Annotated in this window: 12 protein-coding genes; 5 read left to right on the top strand and 7 right to left on the bottom strand. The window is 71.3% G+C overall.

Translation table 11 applies throughout. The features are described 5' to 3' along the window. Window positions 1-29: 29 nt before the first annotated feature. Genes ACWCPM_RS21720 through ACWCPM_RS21710 form a run of 3 tightly spaced genes read left to right on the top strand, consistent with a single transcriptional unit; the run spans window position 30 to window position 2790 of the window. Complete coding sequence (locus tag ACWCPM_RS21720) at window positions 30-890, top strand: CoA transferase subunit A (protein ID WP_450977916.1); 861 nt, start codon at window positions 30-32, stop codon at window positions 888-890. Then, a complete protein-coding gene (locus ACWCPM_RS21715) occupies window positions 887-1732 on the top strand; it encodes a CoA-transferase subunit beta (protein WP_450977871.1) in 846 nt (281 codons plus the stop codon). Before ACWCPM_RS21720 ends, ACWCPM_RS21715 begins: the two co-directional genes overlap by 4 nt. Continuing rightward, window positions 1732-2790 carry an NAD(P)H-dependent flavin oxidoreductase gene (locus ACWCPM_RS21710; protein WP_450977870.1) on the top strand — a complete coding sequence of 353 codons (1059 nt, stop codon included), beginning with the start codon at window positions 1732-1734 and terminating at the stop codon, window positions 2788-2790. Before ACWCPM_RS21715 ends, ACWCPM_RS21710 begins: the two co-directional genes overlap by 1 nt. Before the next feature lie 65 nt (window positions 2791-2855). On the opposite strand, the gene ACWCPM_RS21705 is transcribed toward ACWCPM_RS21710, so the two are convergent. From ACWCPM_RS21705 to ACWCPM_RS21695, 3 genes are read right to left on the bottom strand one after another with little or no spacing between them, the layout of a single operon-like run. Further along, entirely contained in the window at window positions 2856-4013 is a 1158-nt protein-coding gene (locus ACWCPM_RS21705) for an acetyl-CoA C-acetyltransferase (protein WP_450977869.1), read from the bottom strand. A gap of 26 nt (window positions 4014-4039) precedes the next feature. Continuing rightward, a complete protein-coding gene (locus ACWCPM_RS21700) occupies window positions 4040-4654 on the bottom strand; it encodes a TetR/AcrR family transcriptional regulator (protein ID WP_450977868.1) in 615 nt (204 codons plus the stop codon). 16 nt (window positions 4655-4670) lie between these two features. After that, entirely contained in the window at window positions 4671-5459 is a 789-nt protein-coding gene (locus ACWCPM_RS21695; RefSeq protein WP_450977867.1) for an SDR family oxidoreductase, read from the bottom strand. Window positions 5460-5547: 88 nt separating this feature from the next. Between ACWCPM_RS21695 and ACWCPM_RS21690 the strand changes: the two genes are divergently transcribed. Further along, window positions 5548-6687 carry an acyl-CoA dehydrogenase family protein gene (locus ACWCPM_RS21690; protein WP_450977866.1) on the top strand — a complete coding sequence of 380 codons (1140 nt, stop codon included), beginning with the start codon at window positions 5548-5550 and terminating at the stop codon, window positions 6685-6687. Next, window positions 6687-7643, top strand: coding sequence for an acyl-CoA dehydrogenase family protein (locus ACWCPM_RS21685; protein ID WP_450977865.1), 957 nt, complete (start codon window positions 6687-6689; stop codon window positions 7641-7643). The genes ACWCPM_RS21690 and ACWCPM_RS21685 overlap by 1 nt, the downstream gene beginning before the upstream one ends. Here the strand turns inward: ACWCPM_RS21685 and qcrB are convergent. From qcrB to gltB, 4 genes are all read right to left on the bottom strand, one after another. Beyond that, a complete protein-coding gene (qcrB, locus tag ACWCPM_RS21680) occupies window positions 7627-9261 on the bottom strand; it encodes a cytochrome bc1 complex cytochrome b subunit (protein WP_450977864.1) in 1635 nt (544 codons plus the stop codon). The genes ACWCPM_RS21685 and qcrB overlap by 17 nt on opposite strands. A gap of 103 nt (window positions 9262-9364) precedes the next feature. Then, window positions 9365-10090, bottom strand: a complete 726-nt coding sequence (locus tag ACWCPM_RS21675; RefSeq protein WP_450977863.1) for a vWA domain-containing protein — start codon at window positions 10088-10090, stop codon at window positions 9365-9367. 144 nt (window positions 10091-10234) lie between these two features. Further along, complete coding sequence (locus ACWCPM_RS21670; protein ID WP_450977862.1) at window positions 10235-11698, bottom strand: glutamate synthase subunit beta; 1464 nt, start codon at window positions 11696-11698, stop codon at window positions 10235-10237. Beyond that, entirely contained in the window at window positions 11691-16286 is a 4596-nt protein-coding gene (gene gltB, locus ACWCPM_RS21665) for a glutamate synthase large subunit (RefSeq protein ID WP_450977861.1), read from the bottom strand. The genes ACWCPM_RS21670 and gltB overlap by 8 nt, the downstream gene beginning before the upstream one ends. Window positions 16287-16655: the final 369 nt, after the last annotated feature.

Genomic DNA, 16655 nt, shown 5'->3' with positions numbered 1-16655 from the left:
AGACCGGGGCTGCGCCTGCCGACAAGACGATGAGCGCGGACGAGGCCGTGGGCCGTCTGGAGAGCGGCATGACCCTCGGTATCGGCGGCTGGGGCTCGCGGCGGAAACCGATGGCCCTGGTCAGGGCTCTGCTGCGCACCGGCGTCACCGATCTCACCGTGGTCTCGTACGGCGGCCCGGACGTCGGCATGCTCGCCGCCGCCGGCCGGATCCGCAAACTGGTCGCCGCCTTCACCACCCTCGACTCCATCCCGCTCGAACCGCACTACCGCGCGGCACGCGAGCGCGGGGCGTTCGAGCTCATGGAGATCGACGAGGCGATGTTCCTGTGGGGACTGCGGGCGGCGGCGAACCGGCTGCCCTTCCTGCCGGTACGGGCCGGTATCGGCTCCGACGTCATGCGGGTCAACCCCGGTCTGCGCACGGTCACCTCGCCCTACGACGACGGGGAGACGTTCGTCGCCATGCCCGCCCTGCGCCTGGACGCGGCCCTGGTCCATGTGAACCGCGCCGACCGGCGGGGCAACGGACAGTATCTCGGCCCCGATCCGTACTTCGACGACCTGTTCTGCGCGGCGGCCGACACGGCGTTCCTCTCGTGCGAGCGGATCGTGGAGACGGCCGAGCTGACGAAGGACGCGGCACCCCAGACGCTGCTCGTCCCACGGCACACGGTGACCGGCGTGGTGGAGGCCCCGAACGGCGCCCACTTCACGTCGTGCGCGCCGGACCACCCGCGCGACGAGGCATTCCAGAGGCACTACGCGACCACACCCTGGCCGGAGTTCGCCGCGCGCTTCCTCACCGGCGACGAGCACGCGTACCGGTCCGCGGTCCGCGACTGGCACGAGGAGAACGTCCGGCGTCCGGATTTCGAGGAGCGGCCATGACCCCGACAGCATCCGACCCCGTTCCCGACCCCGTTCCCACCTCTGTCCCCACGCCCGCCCCCACGCCCGCCCTCACTCCCACCCCCACGCCCACGCCCACTCCCGAAGACGCTTCCGCGCCGACCCGCGCCGAGTACTGCGTGATCGCCTGCGCCGAGGCATGGCGAGGTGCCGGTGAGGTCCTCGCGAGCCCCATGGGCCTGATCCCCTCGCTCGGCGCCCGGCTCGCCCGGCACACCTTCGCCCCCGACCTGCTCCTCACCGACGGCGAGGCGACGCTGGTGGACGCCGACGGCAACGCCGAGGGCTGGCTGCCGTACCGCCGTCATCTCACCCACGTCACCGGCGGCCGGCGGCACGTGATGATGGGCGCGAGCCAGATCGACCGCTTCGGCAACCAGAACATCTCCTGCATCGGCGACTGGGCCAAGCCGACCCGGCAGCTGCTCGGCGTGCGCGGGGCCCCGGTCAACACGCTGAACAACCCGACGAGTTACTGGATCCCGCGGCACTCCCGCCGGGTCTTCGTGGAGCGGGTCGACATGGTGTGCGGGGTGGGTCACGACCGTGCGGCCCGCCATCCGGGAACGGCCCGCTTCCACCGACTGGGCCGGGTCGTCTCGGACCTCGGCGTCCTCGACTTCGCGACGCCGGACCACTCCATGCGGGTCGCCTCGCTGCACCCGGGGGTGACCGTCGAGGAGATCGTGGCAGCCACCGGCTTCGAGCTGACGATCCCGGCCGAGGTACCGCGGACCCGCGCCCCCACCCCGGCGGAGCTGCGTCTGATCCGCGAGGTGCTCGATCCCGCGGGCGGCCGGGAGCGGGAGGTGCGGCCCTGATGGAGACGGCGCTCACCAGGCTGGTCGGGGTGCGGCATCCGATCGTGCAGACCGGGATGGGCTGGGTGGCGGGCCCTCGGCTGGTCTCGGCGACGGCGAACGCGGGGGCGCTGGGAATCCTGGCGTCGGCCACGATGACCACCGACCGGTTGCGCGAGGCGATACGGGAGGTCCGGGCTCGGACGACGGCACCCTTCGGGGTCAATCTGCGGGCGGACGCACGGGACGCGGCCGACCGGGTGCAGATCATGATCGAGGAGGGGGTGCGGGTGGCGTCCTTCGCCCTGGCACCGTCGCGTGAACTGATCACCGCGCTCAAGGAGTCGGGGGTCGTCGTCATCCCGTCGGTCGGCGCGCGGCGGCATGCCGAGAAGGTCGCGGCATGGGGCGCGGACGCGGTGATCGTGCAGGGCGGCGAGGGCGGCGGGCACACCGGGGAGGTGGCGACGACCGTGCTGCTGCCGCAGGTGGTGGACGCCGTGGACATCCCGGTGGTGGCGGCGGGCGGCTTCTTCGACGGGCGGGGGCTGGTCGCGGCGCTGGCCTACGGTGCGGCGGGCGTGGCCATGGGGACGCGGTTCCTGCTGACGTCGGACTCGACGGTGCCGGACGCGGTGAAGGCGAGATATCTGGCGGCGGCGGCCAGGGACGTCACGGTCACGACGGCGATCGACGGCCTGCCCCACCGCATGCTGCGCACCGAACTGGTCGACGCGCTGGAAGGGTCCGGCCGGGTCACCCGGCTCGTGCGGGCCGTCCACCGGGCGGCCGGGTTCCGGCGGATCTCGGGCCTGACGTGGCGCCGTATGGCCCAGGAGGGCCTCGCCATGAAGCACGGCAAGGACCTGACCTGGGGTCAGGTCCTGCTGGCCGCGAACACGCCGATGCTGCTGAAGGCGTCCATGGTGGACGGCCGGACGGATCTCGGCGTGATGGCCTCCGGGCAGGTCGCCGGGGTCATCGACGACCTGCCGTCGTGCGCGGAGCTGGTCGAGCGGATCGGCGAGGAGGCGGAGGCGGTGCTGAAGTCGCTGCAGGGGCTCGGAGCCGATCGGTGACGCCCTCCCCCTGCCAGGAAGGGCTCGGAGCCGATCGGTGACGCCCTCCCCTCCCCGGGGAGGGCTCAGACCCGTTCGATGATCGTCACGTTGGCCTGCCCGCCGCCCTCGCACATCGTCTGCAGCCCGAACCGTCCGCCCGTGCGCTCCAGTTCGTGCAGCAGCGTCGTCATCAGCTTGGCGCCGGTCGCACCCAGCGGGTGGCCCAGGGCTATCGCGCCGCCGTTGACGTTGACCTTGCCGGGGTCGGCGCCGGTCTCCTTCAGCCAGGCCAGGACGACCGGCGCGAAGGCCTCGTTGATCTCGACGAGGTCGATGGCGTCGAGGGTGAGCCCGGTCTTCTTCAGGGCGTGGGCGGTGGCCGGGATGGGCGCGGTGAGCATGCGGATCGGGTCCTCGCCGCGCACCGAGAGGTGGTGGACGCGGGCGCGCGGCGTCAGTCCGTGCTCGCGCACCGCCCGTGCCGAGGCCAGCAGCAGCGCCGCCGCCCCGTCGGACACCTGCGAGGAGCAGGCGGCCGTCACCGTGCCGCCGTCGACGACCGGCTTCAGCGCCGCCATCTTCTCCGGCGAGGTGTCCCGTCGCGGGCCCTCGTCGACGGTCACGTCCCCGTACGGCACGGTCTCGCGGGCGAAGCGCCCCTCGTCGATCGCCCGTACCGCCCTGCGGTGCGAGCGCAGCGCGAACTCCTCCTGGTCGCTCCGGCTGATCCCCCACTTCGCGGCGATCATCTCGGCCCCGGCGAACTGGTTCACCGGCCGGTTCCCGTAGCGCTCCCGCCAGCCCTCGCTGCCCGCGAACGGCCCCTGCGTGAAGCCGAGCGGCGCGGCGGCCTGCCGGGTGGCGTAGGCGATGGGGATCTGCGACATGTTCTGCACGCCGCCGGCCACCACCAGGTCCTGCGTCCCGGACAGCACGGCCTGCGCGGCGAAGTGCACGGCCTGCTGCGAGGACCCGCACTGGCGGTCGACGGTCACGCCCGGCACCTCCTCGGGCAGTCCGGCCGCCAGCCAGCAGGTCCGCGCGATGTCCCCGGCCTGCGGTCCGACCGCGTCCAGGCACCCGAAGACCACGTCCTCGACCGCCGCCGGATCGATACCGGCCCGCGCGACCAGTTCCTTGAGCACATGCGCGCCCAGGTCGGCGGGATGGACCGTGCTGAGCCCTCCCCCGCGTCGCCCGACGGGCGTGCGGACCGCTTCGACGATGTATGCCTCGGCCATGGCGACTCCCCAGCAAGATCTGCGAGTTATGTGCGTAGAGCGATCCCGTCCAGCACCATCGACAGGTACTGCCGGGCGATCTCCTCCGGGCTGTGCTGTCCGCCCGGGCGGTACCAGGACGCGGCGACCCACACGGTGTCCCGCACGAACCGGTAGGTGAGCCGGACGTCGAGGTCGTCGCGGAAGACCCGGTCGGCGACCCCGCGCTCCAGCGTGGACAGCCACGCCTTCTCGAACTTGCGCTGCGACTCGGCGAGGAACGCGAACCGTTCCTGCGCCGCCAGTTGCCTGGACTCCTTCTGGTAGATCGCGACGGCCGCGCGGTGCCGGTCGATCTCCCGGAACGACTCGGTGACCAGCGCCCGCAGCGTCTCGCGCGGCCCGAGCCCGGCGTCCAGGACGGCGTCGTAGCCGCCCCAGAGCTCGTCGAGGAAGGTGCGCAGGATCTCCTCCAGCATCGACTCCTTGGAGTCGAAGTGGTAGTAGAGGCTGCCCGCGAGCATGCCGGCGTGGTCGGCGATGGTCCGCACGGTGGTGGCGTTGTACCCCTGCTCGGCGAAGACCTCGGCGGCGGTGCGCAGGAGTTCGTGGCGGCGCGCCGGTGCGGAGGCGGTCACCTGGGGGTTTTTCTTGGTCGGCACGGCACCCATTGTGGTCCTAGGGGTGCTGGCCGCTGACGGAGACGACCTCTCCGGTCAGATACGAGGAGTAGCCCGACGCCAGGAACACGATCACGTTGGCCACCTCCCAGGGCTGCGCGTACCGCCCGAAGGCCTCGCGCCCGGTGAGTTCCGCGAGCAGTTCGGGGGTGGTCACCTTCGCCAGGTGCGGATGCATGGCGAGGCTCGGCGCGACGGCGTTGACCCGCACCCCGTATTCCGCGGCCTCGATCGCCGCGCACCGGGTCAGCGCCATCACCCCGGCCTTGGCGGCGGCGTAGTGCGCCTGTCCGGCCTGGGCCCGCCAGCCGACGACGGAGGCGTTGTTGACGATCACACCGCCGCCCGTCGCCCTCATGGAGCGCAGGGCGGCCCGGGTGCACCGGAAGGTGCCGTTCAGCGTCACGTCCAGCACGCGGGACCACTGCTCGTCGGTCATGTCGACGAGGGCCGACGTGCCGCCGAGGCCGGCGTTGTTGACGACGACGTCGAGCCTCCCGTGCTCCGCGACGGCGGAGTCGAACAGCTCCCGCACCTGCGCCTCGTCGGTGACGTCGCAGGGCAGCGCGCTGACGGAGCCCGCGCCGAACTCCGCGGTGAGGGCGGCCTCGTGCTCCTTCAGACGGCGCGTGTGGGCGTCGCTGATGAGCACCCGCGCGCCCTCCTCCAGGAACCGGCGCGCGGTCGCGCCGCCGATCCCGGCGCCCGCCGCCGCGGTGATGACGGCGCTGCGGCCGCGGAGCAGACCGTGCCCGGGCTCGTAGGCCGGACCCTCGACGTCTGTCATGGGGCCACGCTAACCTACCAAACACTTGTTAGGGAAGAATCCGGGAAGAGGGAACGCCCGGGGCAGGGAAGCAGGGAGGGAGACGACCGTGGACCTCACGCACTCCGCCGACGACGAGGCGTTCCGTGCCGAGGCGCGCGCCTGGCTCGACACCCATGTGCCGCGCCCACCGCTGCAGTCCCTGGAGACGGCCGAGGGCTTCGCGGCGCACCGCGCGTGGGAGGCCGCGCTGGCCGCGGACCGGTGGTCGGTCGTCGACTGGCCGCGGGAGTACGGCGGCCGGGACAGCGGACTGCTGCGGTGGCTGGTCTTCGAGGAGGAGTACTACGCCGCGGCCGCCCCGGCCCGCGTCGGCCAGAACGGCATCCATCTGCTCGCCCCCACCCTCTTCGCGCACGGCACCGAGGAGCAGCGGGACCGCGTCCTGCCCCCCATGGCCTCGGGCCGCGTCGTCTGGGCGCAGGCATGGTCGGAGCCGGAGGCGGGCTCGGACCTCGCGTCCCTCACGTCGCGGGCGGTCCGCACCGACGGCGGCTGGCTGCTGTCGGGCCAGAAGACCTGGTCCTCCCGCGCGCCCTTCGCGGACCGCGCCTTCGGCCTGTTCCGCAGCGAGCGGGACACCCCGAAACCCCATCAGGGCCTGACGTATCTGATGTTCGACCTGCGCGCACCCGGCGTCACGGTCCGTCCGATCGCCCGCCTGGACGGCAGACCGGCCTTCGCCGAGCTGTTCCTGGACGACGTCTTCGTCCCCGACGAGGACGTCATCGGCGAACCCGGCCGGGGCTGGTACGTCGCCATGTCGACGGCGGCCAACGAACGTGGCCTCACGCTCCGTTCCCCGGGCCGCTTCCTGGCAGCCGCCGACCGTCTGCACCGGCTGTGGCAGGCGCAGGGCAGCCCGCCCGCCGCGCGCGCCCGTGTGGCCGACGCGCTGATCGGCGCCCGCGCGTACCAGCTCTTCACCTACGCCGCCGCCGCCCGCTTCCTCGACGGCGAGCCGCTCGGCGCGGAGTCCAGCCTGAACAAGGTGTTCTGGTCGGAGTACGACATCGCGCTGCACGAGACGGCCCTCGACCTCCTCGGCCCCGAGGGCGAGCTGTCCGGCACGCCCTGGTCCGAGCCGTACGTGTTCGCCCTGGCCGGCCCGATCTACGCCGGCACCAACGAGATCCAGCGCGACATCGTGGCCGAGCGCCTGCTGGGCCTGCCGAAGGGACGTCGCTGATGCGTTTCCTCCTCGACCCCGAGCAACGCGCCTTCGCCGCCTCCCTGGACGCACAGCTCACCTCGGCCGGAACCCCGGCCGTGGTCAGGGACTGGAGCCGCGGCGACCTCACCGGCGGGCGCGCGCTGTGGTCCCGGATCGCCGAGGCGGGCGTCTTCGCGCTGGCCGTGCCGCAGGAGTACGAGGGGCTCGGACCCCGCCCGGTGGAACTGGCCGTCGCCTTCGTCGAGCTGGGCCGGCACGCCGTCCCGGGCCCGTTGGTGGAGACGGTCGCGGCGGCGGCGCTGCTCACGGAACCGGCGCAGGCCAAGCGGTTCCTCCCGCAGCTCGCGGCGGGCGCGACGATGGCGACACTGACGCCGGCGCACTCCCCGTACGCCCTCGACGGCGACGCGGCCACCCTCCATCTGAGCCTCTCGGCCGACGGTCTGCGCCTCTCCCCCGGCCCCGCCGCTCCGGCCCGCGCCTCCCTCGACCCGGCCCGCCGGCTCACCCCGCTCCTCCCCGGCGGCGAGCTGCTCTCCTCCGCCCCGCCCACCGGCCAGGCACTTCTCTGGGCCCGGCTCGCCACCGCCGCCCAGGCGCTCGGCGTGGGCCTCGCGCTGCTGGAGCGGACCGTCGCACATGTGCGGCAGCGCACCCAGTTCGGTGTCGCCATCGGCTCGTTCCAGGCGGTCAAGCACCGGCTGGCCGACGCCCGGATCGCCCTGGAATTCGCGCGCCCGCTGCTCTTCGGCGCCGCGCTGACCATGGACCCCGCCGACGTGGCCGCCGCCAAGGTCACGGCGTGCGAGGCCGCGTACGCCACGGCGCGTACGGCGCTCCAGCTGCACGGCGCGATCGGCTACACGGCGGAGTGCGACCTGTCCCTCTGGCTGACCAAGGCGCGCGCCCTGCTCGGCGCCTGGGGCAGCCCCGACGAGTGCCGGGACGTCGTCCTCAGTGCCCGCGCGTGATCTCCCGGTACTCCTCCGGCGTCGGCTTCGCGATCCGGCTGTCCGGTCCGGACATGGCGCGGGCCAGCCGCGCGCGCACCCGCTGGGCGAAGGTGACGCGACGCCGCACACCGTTGGCGTCAACGCGCGGCCCGATCTCGTAGGGCGGGGGCTGCTCGTGCTGGGTGAGGGTGAACAGCTCGCCCTGGCCGAGCGGTTCGTGGACCTCGACGTACTCGCCGTGCGGCAGCCGTTTGATGGTGCCGGTCTCCCGGCCGTGGAGCACCTTGTCGCGGTCGCGGCGTTGCAGGCCCAGGCAGATCCGTTTGGTGACGACGAACGCCAGCACCGGCGCGGCGAAGAACGCGATCCGCACGAACCACGTGATGGCGTTGATCGACAGATGCAGATGGGTGGCGACGATGTCGTTGCCGCCGCCGATCAGGCACACCACGTACAGGGTGAGCCAGGCGACGCCGAGTCCGGTGCGGACGGGGGCGTTGCGTGGCCGTTCGAGCAGGTGGTGCTCGCGTCGGTCGCCGGTGATCCACGCCTCGACGAAGGGGTAGACGCCGATGGCGGCCAGGATCAGCGGGAACAGCGCGAAGGGGATGAAGACCCCCAGGGCGAGGGTGTGTCCGCCCAGGTCGATCTCCCATCCCGGCATCACCCGGATCAGGCCCTCGGAGAAGCCGAGGTACCAGTCGGGCTGGGCGCCGGTGGTGACGAGGTCGGCACGGTAGGGGCCGAAGGCCCACACGGGGTTGATCTGCGCCAGTCCGCCCAACATCGCGAGCACGCCGAAGACCAGGAAGAAGAAGCCGCCGGCCTTGGCCATGTAGACGGGCATGAAGGGCATGCCGACCACGGACTTCTCGTCACGGCCGGGGCCCGGGTACTGGGTGTGCTTGTGGTGGAAGACCAGGATCAGATGGGCCACCACCAGGCCCAGCATGATCCCTGGCAGCAGCAGCACATGGATCGGGAAGAGCCGCGAGATGATGTCGTGGCCCGGGAACTCTCCGCCGAACAGGAAGAACGCCAGATACGTGCCGACGATCGGGACGGACAGGATGGCGCCCTGGGCGAAGCGCAGGCCGGTGCCGGAGAGCAGGTCGTCGGGGAGCGAGTAGCCGGTGAGGCCCGTGATGATGCCGAGCAGCAACAGGGTCCAGCCGAACACCCAGTTGACCTCGCGGGGCTTGCGGTAGGCGCCGGTGAAGAACACCCGCATCATGTGCACGAGCATTCCGGCGACGAAGACCAGCGCCGCCCAGTGGTGGATCTGCCGGATCAGCAGCCCGCCCCGCACATCGAAGCTGATCTCCAGGGTGGACTCGAAGGCCCTGGTCATCACCATGCCGTTGAGCGGTGTGTACGTCCCCTCGTACACCACCTCGGCGCTGCTCGGCTCGAAGAACAGCGTGAGGTAGACACCGGTCAGGATGAGGACCAGGAAGCTGTAGAGGCAGACCTCTCCCAGCATGAAGGACCAGTGGTCGGGGAAGACCTTGCGCAAGTTGGCCTTGGCGAGCGAGTAGAGCCCGAGGCGTCCGTCGGCCCAGTCGGCCACCTTCTCGCCCCGCGCCCGGGAACTCCCCCTGTCTCTGGCCGTGTTCACCGATCCCGCGCCGTCCATGCGTCGCCGCCCTCCCCGTCGGATCACCCCTCAGGGTGACAGCGACACGGTGGAGAGCTCAACCCGAAGGTGCCGGAAAGATCCCGGCCGCCGGCGACGCGCCTCAGCCGCCCGTCACGATTCCCCGCTCCCGCGCGGCCGCCAGCCACCGGGGGAACTCGCCCACGAGACGGTCGTACAGCTCGGCGTCGGGCATCCGCCGCGGATCCTCGCCGGCGTGGAAGAACCCGGCGTTGTCGACCACGCGCCGCTGCGGCACGGGCAGCTCGTCCAGCTTGCGCAGGAAGTCGAACTGCTTGCTGTGCGGATCGCCGAATCCTATGAACTGCCAGAACAGGGGGAGCTTCGCCGCCTTGCACAGGAACTTCTCGGCGGCGAGCCGGTTGATGGGCCCGCCGTCGGTCTGGAAGACGACGAGGGCGGGCTCGCGGGAGCCGCTGTCGAGGTGGTGGTCGATGACGGCGTCCATGGCCAGGTGGTAGCTGGTCCTGCCCATGTGGCCCAGGCCCGCCACGATCCGCTCGATCCGCCCCTGGTGGTCGGCGAGCGCGATCTCGGTGACGGCGTCGACGTCCGTGGAGAAGAACACCACCGGCACCCTGCCGTCGTCGTCCAGATGCGCCGAGAGCCCGAGCACCCGGTCGGCCAGCGCCTGCACGCTGCCGTCCCGGTAGTACGGCTTCATGGACCCCGAGTAGTCGACGACCAGGTACACGGCCGCCCGGATCCCCTCCAGGCCGTGTGCGGCCAGCGAGACCGCGGCGCTCTTGAAGAGGTTCACGAGTGCGGGTGCGCTCTGTTCGACCTTGGTGAGACTGATGGCTGCCACGCGGCGAGGTTACGGCACAAGCGACGGCGCCTGCCCTGTCGTCCGGTCGGGGACTGGCGGTCAGGCGCCGTCTCGGGGGGCCGGGGGAAAACCCCCGGACACCAGCCCGTACGCCGTTGTACGGGACGTCTTCTCGATGGCCCGTCAGACCATCAGCGCACGGTCCGTCGGACGGACCGGGGCGGGGAGGTCGCTGGCGCCCGTGAGGAAGCGGTCGACACCGCGGGCGGCCGAGCGGCCCTCGGCGATCGCCCACACGATGAGCGACTGGCCGCGACCGGCGTCACCGGCGACGTAGACGCCGGGCACATTGGTCCGGTAGTCCGCGTCGCGGGCGATGTTGCCGCGCTCGTCGAGGTCCAGTCCGAACTGGTCGACCAGGCCGTTCTCCCGGTCGGTGCCGGTGAAGCCCATCGCCAGCGTCACCAGCTGGGCGGGGATCCTGCGCTCCGTGCCCGGCTGCGGGGTCAGCCTGCCGTCGACGAACTCGACGTCGACCAGGTGCAGCCACTGGACGTTCCCGTCCTCGTCACCCTCGAAGTGGGTGGTCGAGACGGCGTAGACCCGCTCGCCGCCCTCCTCGTGCGCGGACGTGACCTTGAACAGCGTGGGGAACGTCGGCCACGGCTGGCGGGCGGTGTCGCGGTCCTCGCCGGGGCGGGGCATGATCTCCAGCTGGGTCACCGAGGCCGCGCCCTGGCGGTGGGCGGTGCCCACGCAGTCGGCGCCCGTGTCACCGCCGCCGATGACGACGACGTGCTTGCCCTCGGCCGAGACCGGGGTGGTGACGTAGTCGCCCTCCTGGACCTTGTTGGCCAGCGGCAGATAGTCCATCGCCTGGTGGACGCCCTTGAGTTCACGGCCGGGGACCGGGAGGTCCCGGGCGGTCGTGGCGCCGGCGGCGATGACGATCGCGTCGTACCGCTTCTTCAGGTCCGTCGCCTTCATGTCGCGGCCGATCTCGATGCCGGTGCGGAAGCGGGTGCCCTCCGCGCGCATCTGCTCGATACGGCGGTTGATGTGGCGCTTCTCCATCTTGAACTCGGGGATGCCGTAGCGCAGGAGGCCGCCGACGCGGTCCGCACGCTCGTACACCGCCACGGTGTGGCCGGCGCGGGTCAGCTGCTGGGCCGCCGCCAGGCCCGCCGGGCCCGAGCCGATCACCGCGACCGTCTTGCCGGACAGGCGCTCGGGGCTCTGCGGGGCGACCTCGCCGGTCTCCCACGCCTTGTCGATGATCGAGACCTCGACGTTCTTGATGGTGACCGCGGGCTGGTTGATGCCGAGGACACACGCCGACTCGCACGGAGCCGGGCACAGACGGCCGGTGAACTCCGGGAAGTTGTTCGTGGCGTGCAGCCGCTCGGACGCGGCGCCCCAGTCCTCGCGGTAGGCGTAGTCGTTCCACTCGGGGATCAGGTTCCCCAGCGGACAGCCGTTGTGGCAGAACGGGATGCCGCAGTCCATGCAGCGGCCGGCCTGCTTGCTGATGATCGGCAGCAGGGAGCCGGGGACGTAGACCTCGTTCCAGTCCTTCTTGCGCTCCTCGACGGGACGGGACTCGGCGACCTCGCGGCCGTGGTTCAGAAAGCCCTTCGGGTCAGCCATTGATCGCCGCCTCCATCATCTTCTCGGTGATCTCGGACTCGGTCAGACCGTCACGCTCGGCGGCGTCCTTGGCGGCGAGCACTGCCTTGTAAGTGCTGGGGATGATCTTGCTGAAGCGGTCGGCCGCGGTGTCCCACTCGGCCAGGAGCTTCTCGGCGACCGTGGAGCCGGTCTCCTCCTGGTGGCGGCGCACCACCTCGTGCAGCCATCGCTTGTCGGTCTCGTCGAGGGCCTCGACGGCCTCCACGTTGCCGACGTTGACGTTGTCGCGGTCGAGGTCGATCACGTACGCGATGCCACCGGACATACCGGCCGCGAAGTTGCGGCCCGTCTCACCGAGCACCACCGCGTGACCGCCGGTCATGTACTCGCAGCCGTGGTCGCCCACGCCCTCGGAGACCACCAGGGCGCCGGAGTTGCGCACGCAGAAGCGCTCGCCGACCTTGCCGCGCAGGAACATCTCGCCGCCGGTCGCGCCGTACGCGAGGGTGTTGCCCGCGATGACGCTGTACTCGGCGAGGTGGTCGGCGCCGCGGTCCGGACGGACGATCACACGGCCGCCCGACAGGCCCTTGCCGACGTAGTCGTTGGCGTCGCCCTCCAGGCGCAGCGTGATGCCGCGCGGGACGAAGGCGCCGAAGGACTGGCCCGCCGAGCCGGTGAAGGTGATGTCGATGGTGTCGTCGGGCAGGCCTGCGCCGCCGAACTTCTTCGTCACCTCGTGGCCGAGCATGGTGCCGACCGTGCGGTTGATGTTGCGGATGGCGACCCGGGCGCGCACCGGCTGGGCGTCGGTGGCGCCGGCAGCGGCTAGGGCGTCGGCGGCGAGCTTGATCAGCTCGTTGTCGAGCGCCTTCTCCAGGCCGTGGTCCTGGGCGACGACCTGGTGGCGCACCGCGCCCTCGGGCAGCTCGGGCACGTGGAACAGCGGCTCCAGCTCCAGGCCCTGCGCCTTCCAGTGGTCGACGGCGCGGGTGACGTCGAGCGCCTCGGCGTGGCCGACGGCCTCCTCGATGGAGCGGAAGCCCAGCTCGGCCAGCAGTTCGCGGACCTCCTCGGCGATGAACCGGAAGAAGTTCACCACGTACTCGGCCTTGCCGTCGAAGCGGTCGCGCAGGACCGGGTTCTGGGTGGCGATGCCGACCGGGCAGGTGTCCAGATGGCAGACGCGCATCATGACGCAGCCGGAGACGACGAGCGGCGCGGTCGCGAAACCGAACTCCTCGGCGCCGAGCAGCGCGGCGATGACGACGTCACGGCCGGTCTTCAGCTGGCCGTCGGTCTGGACGACGATCCGGTCGCGCAGGCCGTTGAGCAGCAGCGTCTGCTGGGTCTCGGCGAGACCGAGTTCCCAGGGGCCGCCCGCGTGCTTCAGCGAGGTGAGCGGGGAGGCGCCCGTACCGCCGTCGTGGCCGGAGATGAGCACGACGTCCGCGTGGGCCTTGGACACGCCGGCCGCGACCGTGCCGACGCCGACCTCGGAGACCAGCTTCACGTGGATGCGGGCCTGCGGGTTGGCGTTCTTCAGGTCGTGGATCAGCTGGGCCAGGTCCTCGATGGAGTAGATGTCGTGGTGCGGCGGCGGGGAGATGAGCCCCACGCCCGGCGTGGAGTGCCGGGTCTTGGCCACCCACGGGTACACCTTGTGGCCGGGCAGCTGACCGCCCTCGCCGGGCTTGGCGCCCTGGGCCATCTTGATCTGGATGTCGTCGGCGTTGACCAGGTACTCGCTCGTCACGCCGAAGCGGCCGGAGGCCACCTGCTTGATCGACGACCGTCGGGCCGGGTCGTACAGGCGGTCCGGGTCCTCGCCGCCCTCGCCGGTGTTGGACTTGCCGCCCAGCTGGTTCATGGCGATGGCGAGCGTCTCGTGCGCCTCGCGCGAGATGGAGCCGTAGGACATGGCACCGGTGGAGAAGCGCTTGACGATCTCGCTGACCGGCTCGACCTCGTCGACGGAGATCGGCTGCCGGCCGGACTTGAAGCCGAACATGCCGCGCAGCGTCATGAGGCGCTCGGACTGCTCGTTCACGCGCTCGGTGTACTTCTTGAAGATGTCGTAGCGGCCGGTGCGGGTGGAGTGCTGGAGGCGGAAGACCGTCTCCGGGTCGAACAGGTGCGGCTCGCCCTCGCGGCGCCACTGGTACTCGCCGCCGATCTCCAGCGCGCGGTGCGCCGGGGCGATCCCCGAGGCGGGGTACGCCTTGGCGTGCCGCGCGGCGACCTCCTGGGCGACGACGTCGAGGCCGACGCCGCCGATCTTGGTGGCGGTGCCGTTGAAGTACTTCTCCACGAAGGTCTCCTCGAGACCGACGGCCTCGAAGACCTGGGCGCCGCGGTAGGAGGCGACGGTGGAGATGCCCATCTTGGACATGACCTTCAGCACGCCCTTGCCGAGCGCGTAGATCAGGTTGCGGATGGCCTGCTCGGCCTCCATACCGGGCAGGAAGGTGCCGGCGCGGACCAGGTCCTCGACGGACTCCATCGCCAGGTACGGGTTGACGGCGGCGGCGCCGTAGCCGATGAGCAGGGCGACGTGGTGGACCTCGCGGACGTCACCGGCCTCGACCAGCAGGCCCACATGGGTGCGCTGCTTGGTGCGGATGAGGTGGTGGTGGACGGCCGCGGTGAGCAGCAGCGAGGGGATCGGCGCGTGCTCGGCGTCCGAGTGCCGGTCGGACAGGACGATCAGCCGGGCGCCGTTCTCGATCGCGCCGTCGGCCTCGGCGCAGATCTCCTCGATCCGCGCGGCGAGGGAGTCGCCGCCGCCGCTGACGCGGTAGAGGCCGGAGAGCGTGGCGGCCTTCATGCCGGGCATGTCGCCGTCGGCGTTGATGTGGATGAGCTTGGCCAGCTCGTCGTTGTCGATCACCGGGAAGGGCAGGGTGACCGAGCGGCAGGAAGCGGCCGTCGGCTCGAGCAGGTTGCCCTGCGGGCCGAGGGAGGAGCGCAGCGAGGTGACCAGCTCTTCGCGGATCGCGTCCAGCGGCGGGTTGGTGACCTGCGCGAACAGCTGGGTGAAGTAGTCGAAGAGCAGGCGCGGGCGCTCGGAGAGTGCCGCGATCGGCGAGTCCGTGCCCATCGAGCCCAGCGGCTCACCGCCGGTCTTGGCCATCGGCGCCAGGATGATGCGCAGCTCTTCCTCGGTGTAGCCGAAGGTCTGCTGACGGCGGGTGACCGAGGCGTGGGTGTGCACGATGTGCTCGCGCTCGGGCAGGTCGGAGAGCTCGATCTCGCCGGCTTCCAGCCACTCCGCGTAGGGCTGGTCCTCCGCGAGCGAGCGCTTGATCTCGTCGTCCTCGATGATCCGGTGCTCGGCGGTGTCCACGAGGAACATGCGGCCGGGCTGGAGGCGGCCCTTGCGGACGACCTTCGCGGGGTCGATGTCGAGGACGCCGACCTCGGAGCCGAGGACGACGAGGCCGTCGTCGGTGACCCAGTAGCGGCCGGGGCGCAGACCGTTGCGGTCGAGGACGGCGCCGACCTGGGTGCCGTCGGTGAAGGTGACGCAGGCCGGGCCGTCCCAGGGCTCCATCATCGTGGAGTGGAACTGGTAGAAGGCGCGCCGGGCCGGGTCCATGGAGTCGTGGTTCTCCCACGCCTCGGGGATCATCATCAGCACCGAGTGGGGCAGCGAGCGCCCGCCGAGGTGCAGCAGTTCGAGCACCTCGTCGAAGGACGCCGAGTCGGAGGCGTCGGGCGTGCAGACCGGGAAGACCTGCTCCAGCTTCCCCGGGGCGCCGAACAGCTCGGAGTGCAGCTGGGACTCGCGGGCCCGCATCCAGTTGCGGTTGCCCTTGACGGTGTTGATCTCACCGTTGTGCGCGACGAAGCGGTACGGGTGGGCCAGCGGCCACGACGGGAAGGTGTTGGTGGAGAACCGGGAGTGCACGAGCGCGATCGCGGAGGCGAACCGGCGGTCGGACAGGTCCGGGAAGAACGGCTCCAGCTGGCCGGTGGTCAGCATGCCCTTGTAGACGATCGTGCGCGCGGACAGCGACGGGAAGTAGACGCCCGCCTCGCGCTCGGCGCGCTTGCGCAGCACGAAGGCCTTGCGGTCCAGGGCGATGCCCTCGGAAACCCCGTCCGTCACGAAGATCTGCCGGAAGGCGGGCATCGTCGAGCGGGCGGTGGCGCCGAGCAGTTCGGGTGCGACGGGGACCTCGCGCCAGCCGAGGACGGTCAGGCCCTCCTCGGCCGCGATCGTCTCGATCCGTGAGACGGACTCCTCGGTGCCGTCCTTGGGCAGGAAGGCGACACCGGCCGCGTAGCCGCCGGTCTGAGGCAGTTCGAAACCGGCCACCTCACGGAAGAAGGCGTCGGGCACCTGGGCGAGGATGCCGGCGCCGTCACCGGAGTCCGGCTCGGAGCCGGTGGCCCCGCGGTGCTCCAGGTTGCGCAGCACGGTGAGCGCCTGTTCGACCAGCGCATGGCTCGCCTCACCGGTGAGGGTGGCCACGAAGCCGACGCCGCAGGCGTCGTGCTCGTTGCGGGGGTCGTACATACCCTGCGCGGCAGGGCGAGCATCCATGAAGGACCAGTTCTGGCCATTCGCGGAGTGCTGGGACGGCTGGCGCGGCGTACGCATCGGCTCTCCCGTCGTCAAGTGGCATTTTCAAGTGCCGAGGGACGACGCTGGCCCTCGCGTGAGATCAAAATTTCGTGCAGGTTACATGATGGAGCGGGTCTCGGGAAGCGGATAGACCGTTCCAACATGCGGACTTCTCGCAAGGGTGCGCGACGAAGACGCCGCGGTTCTGCGGCAGCGATGTGTGGGTGTCGGGAGGACGGATCCCTGTCCGTCGGCCCGGTCGACAGGGCGAGCAGCGCCGCTCGCCCCGTGAGTGCGCCGGAGGCCTCATTGCCCACAGCGCTTACGGCTCATGCCCGGCGATTACACCCTCGAAACCAGGCAGTAACGGCTAGTTATGCGACCCTCCGCATAAAGCCCAGGCCG

The sequence above is a fragment of the Streptomyces sp. NPDC002309 genome (genome assembly GCF_053593375.1).
Note: the sequence above shows the minus strand (reverse complement) of the source record. Positions and strands in the feature narration are given on the sequence as shown.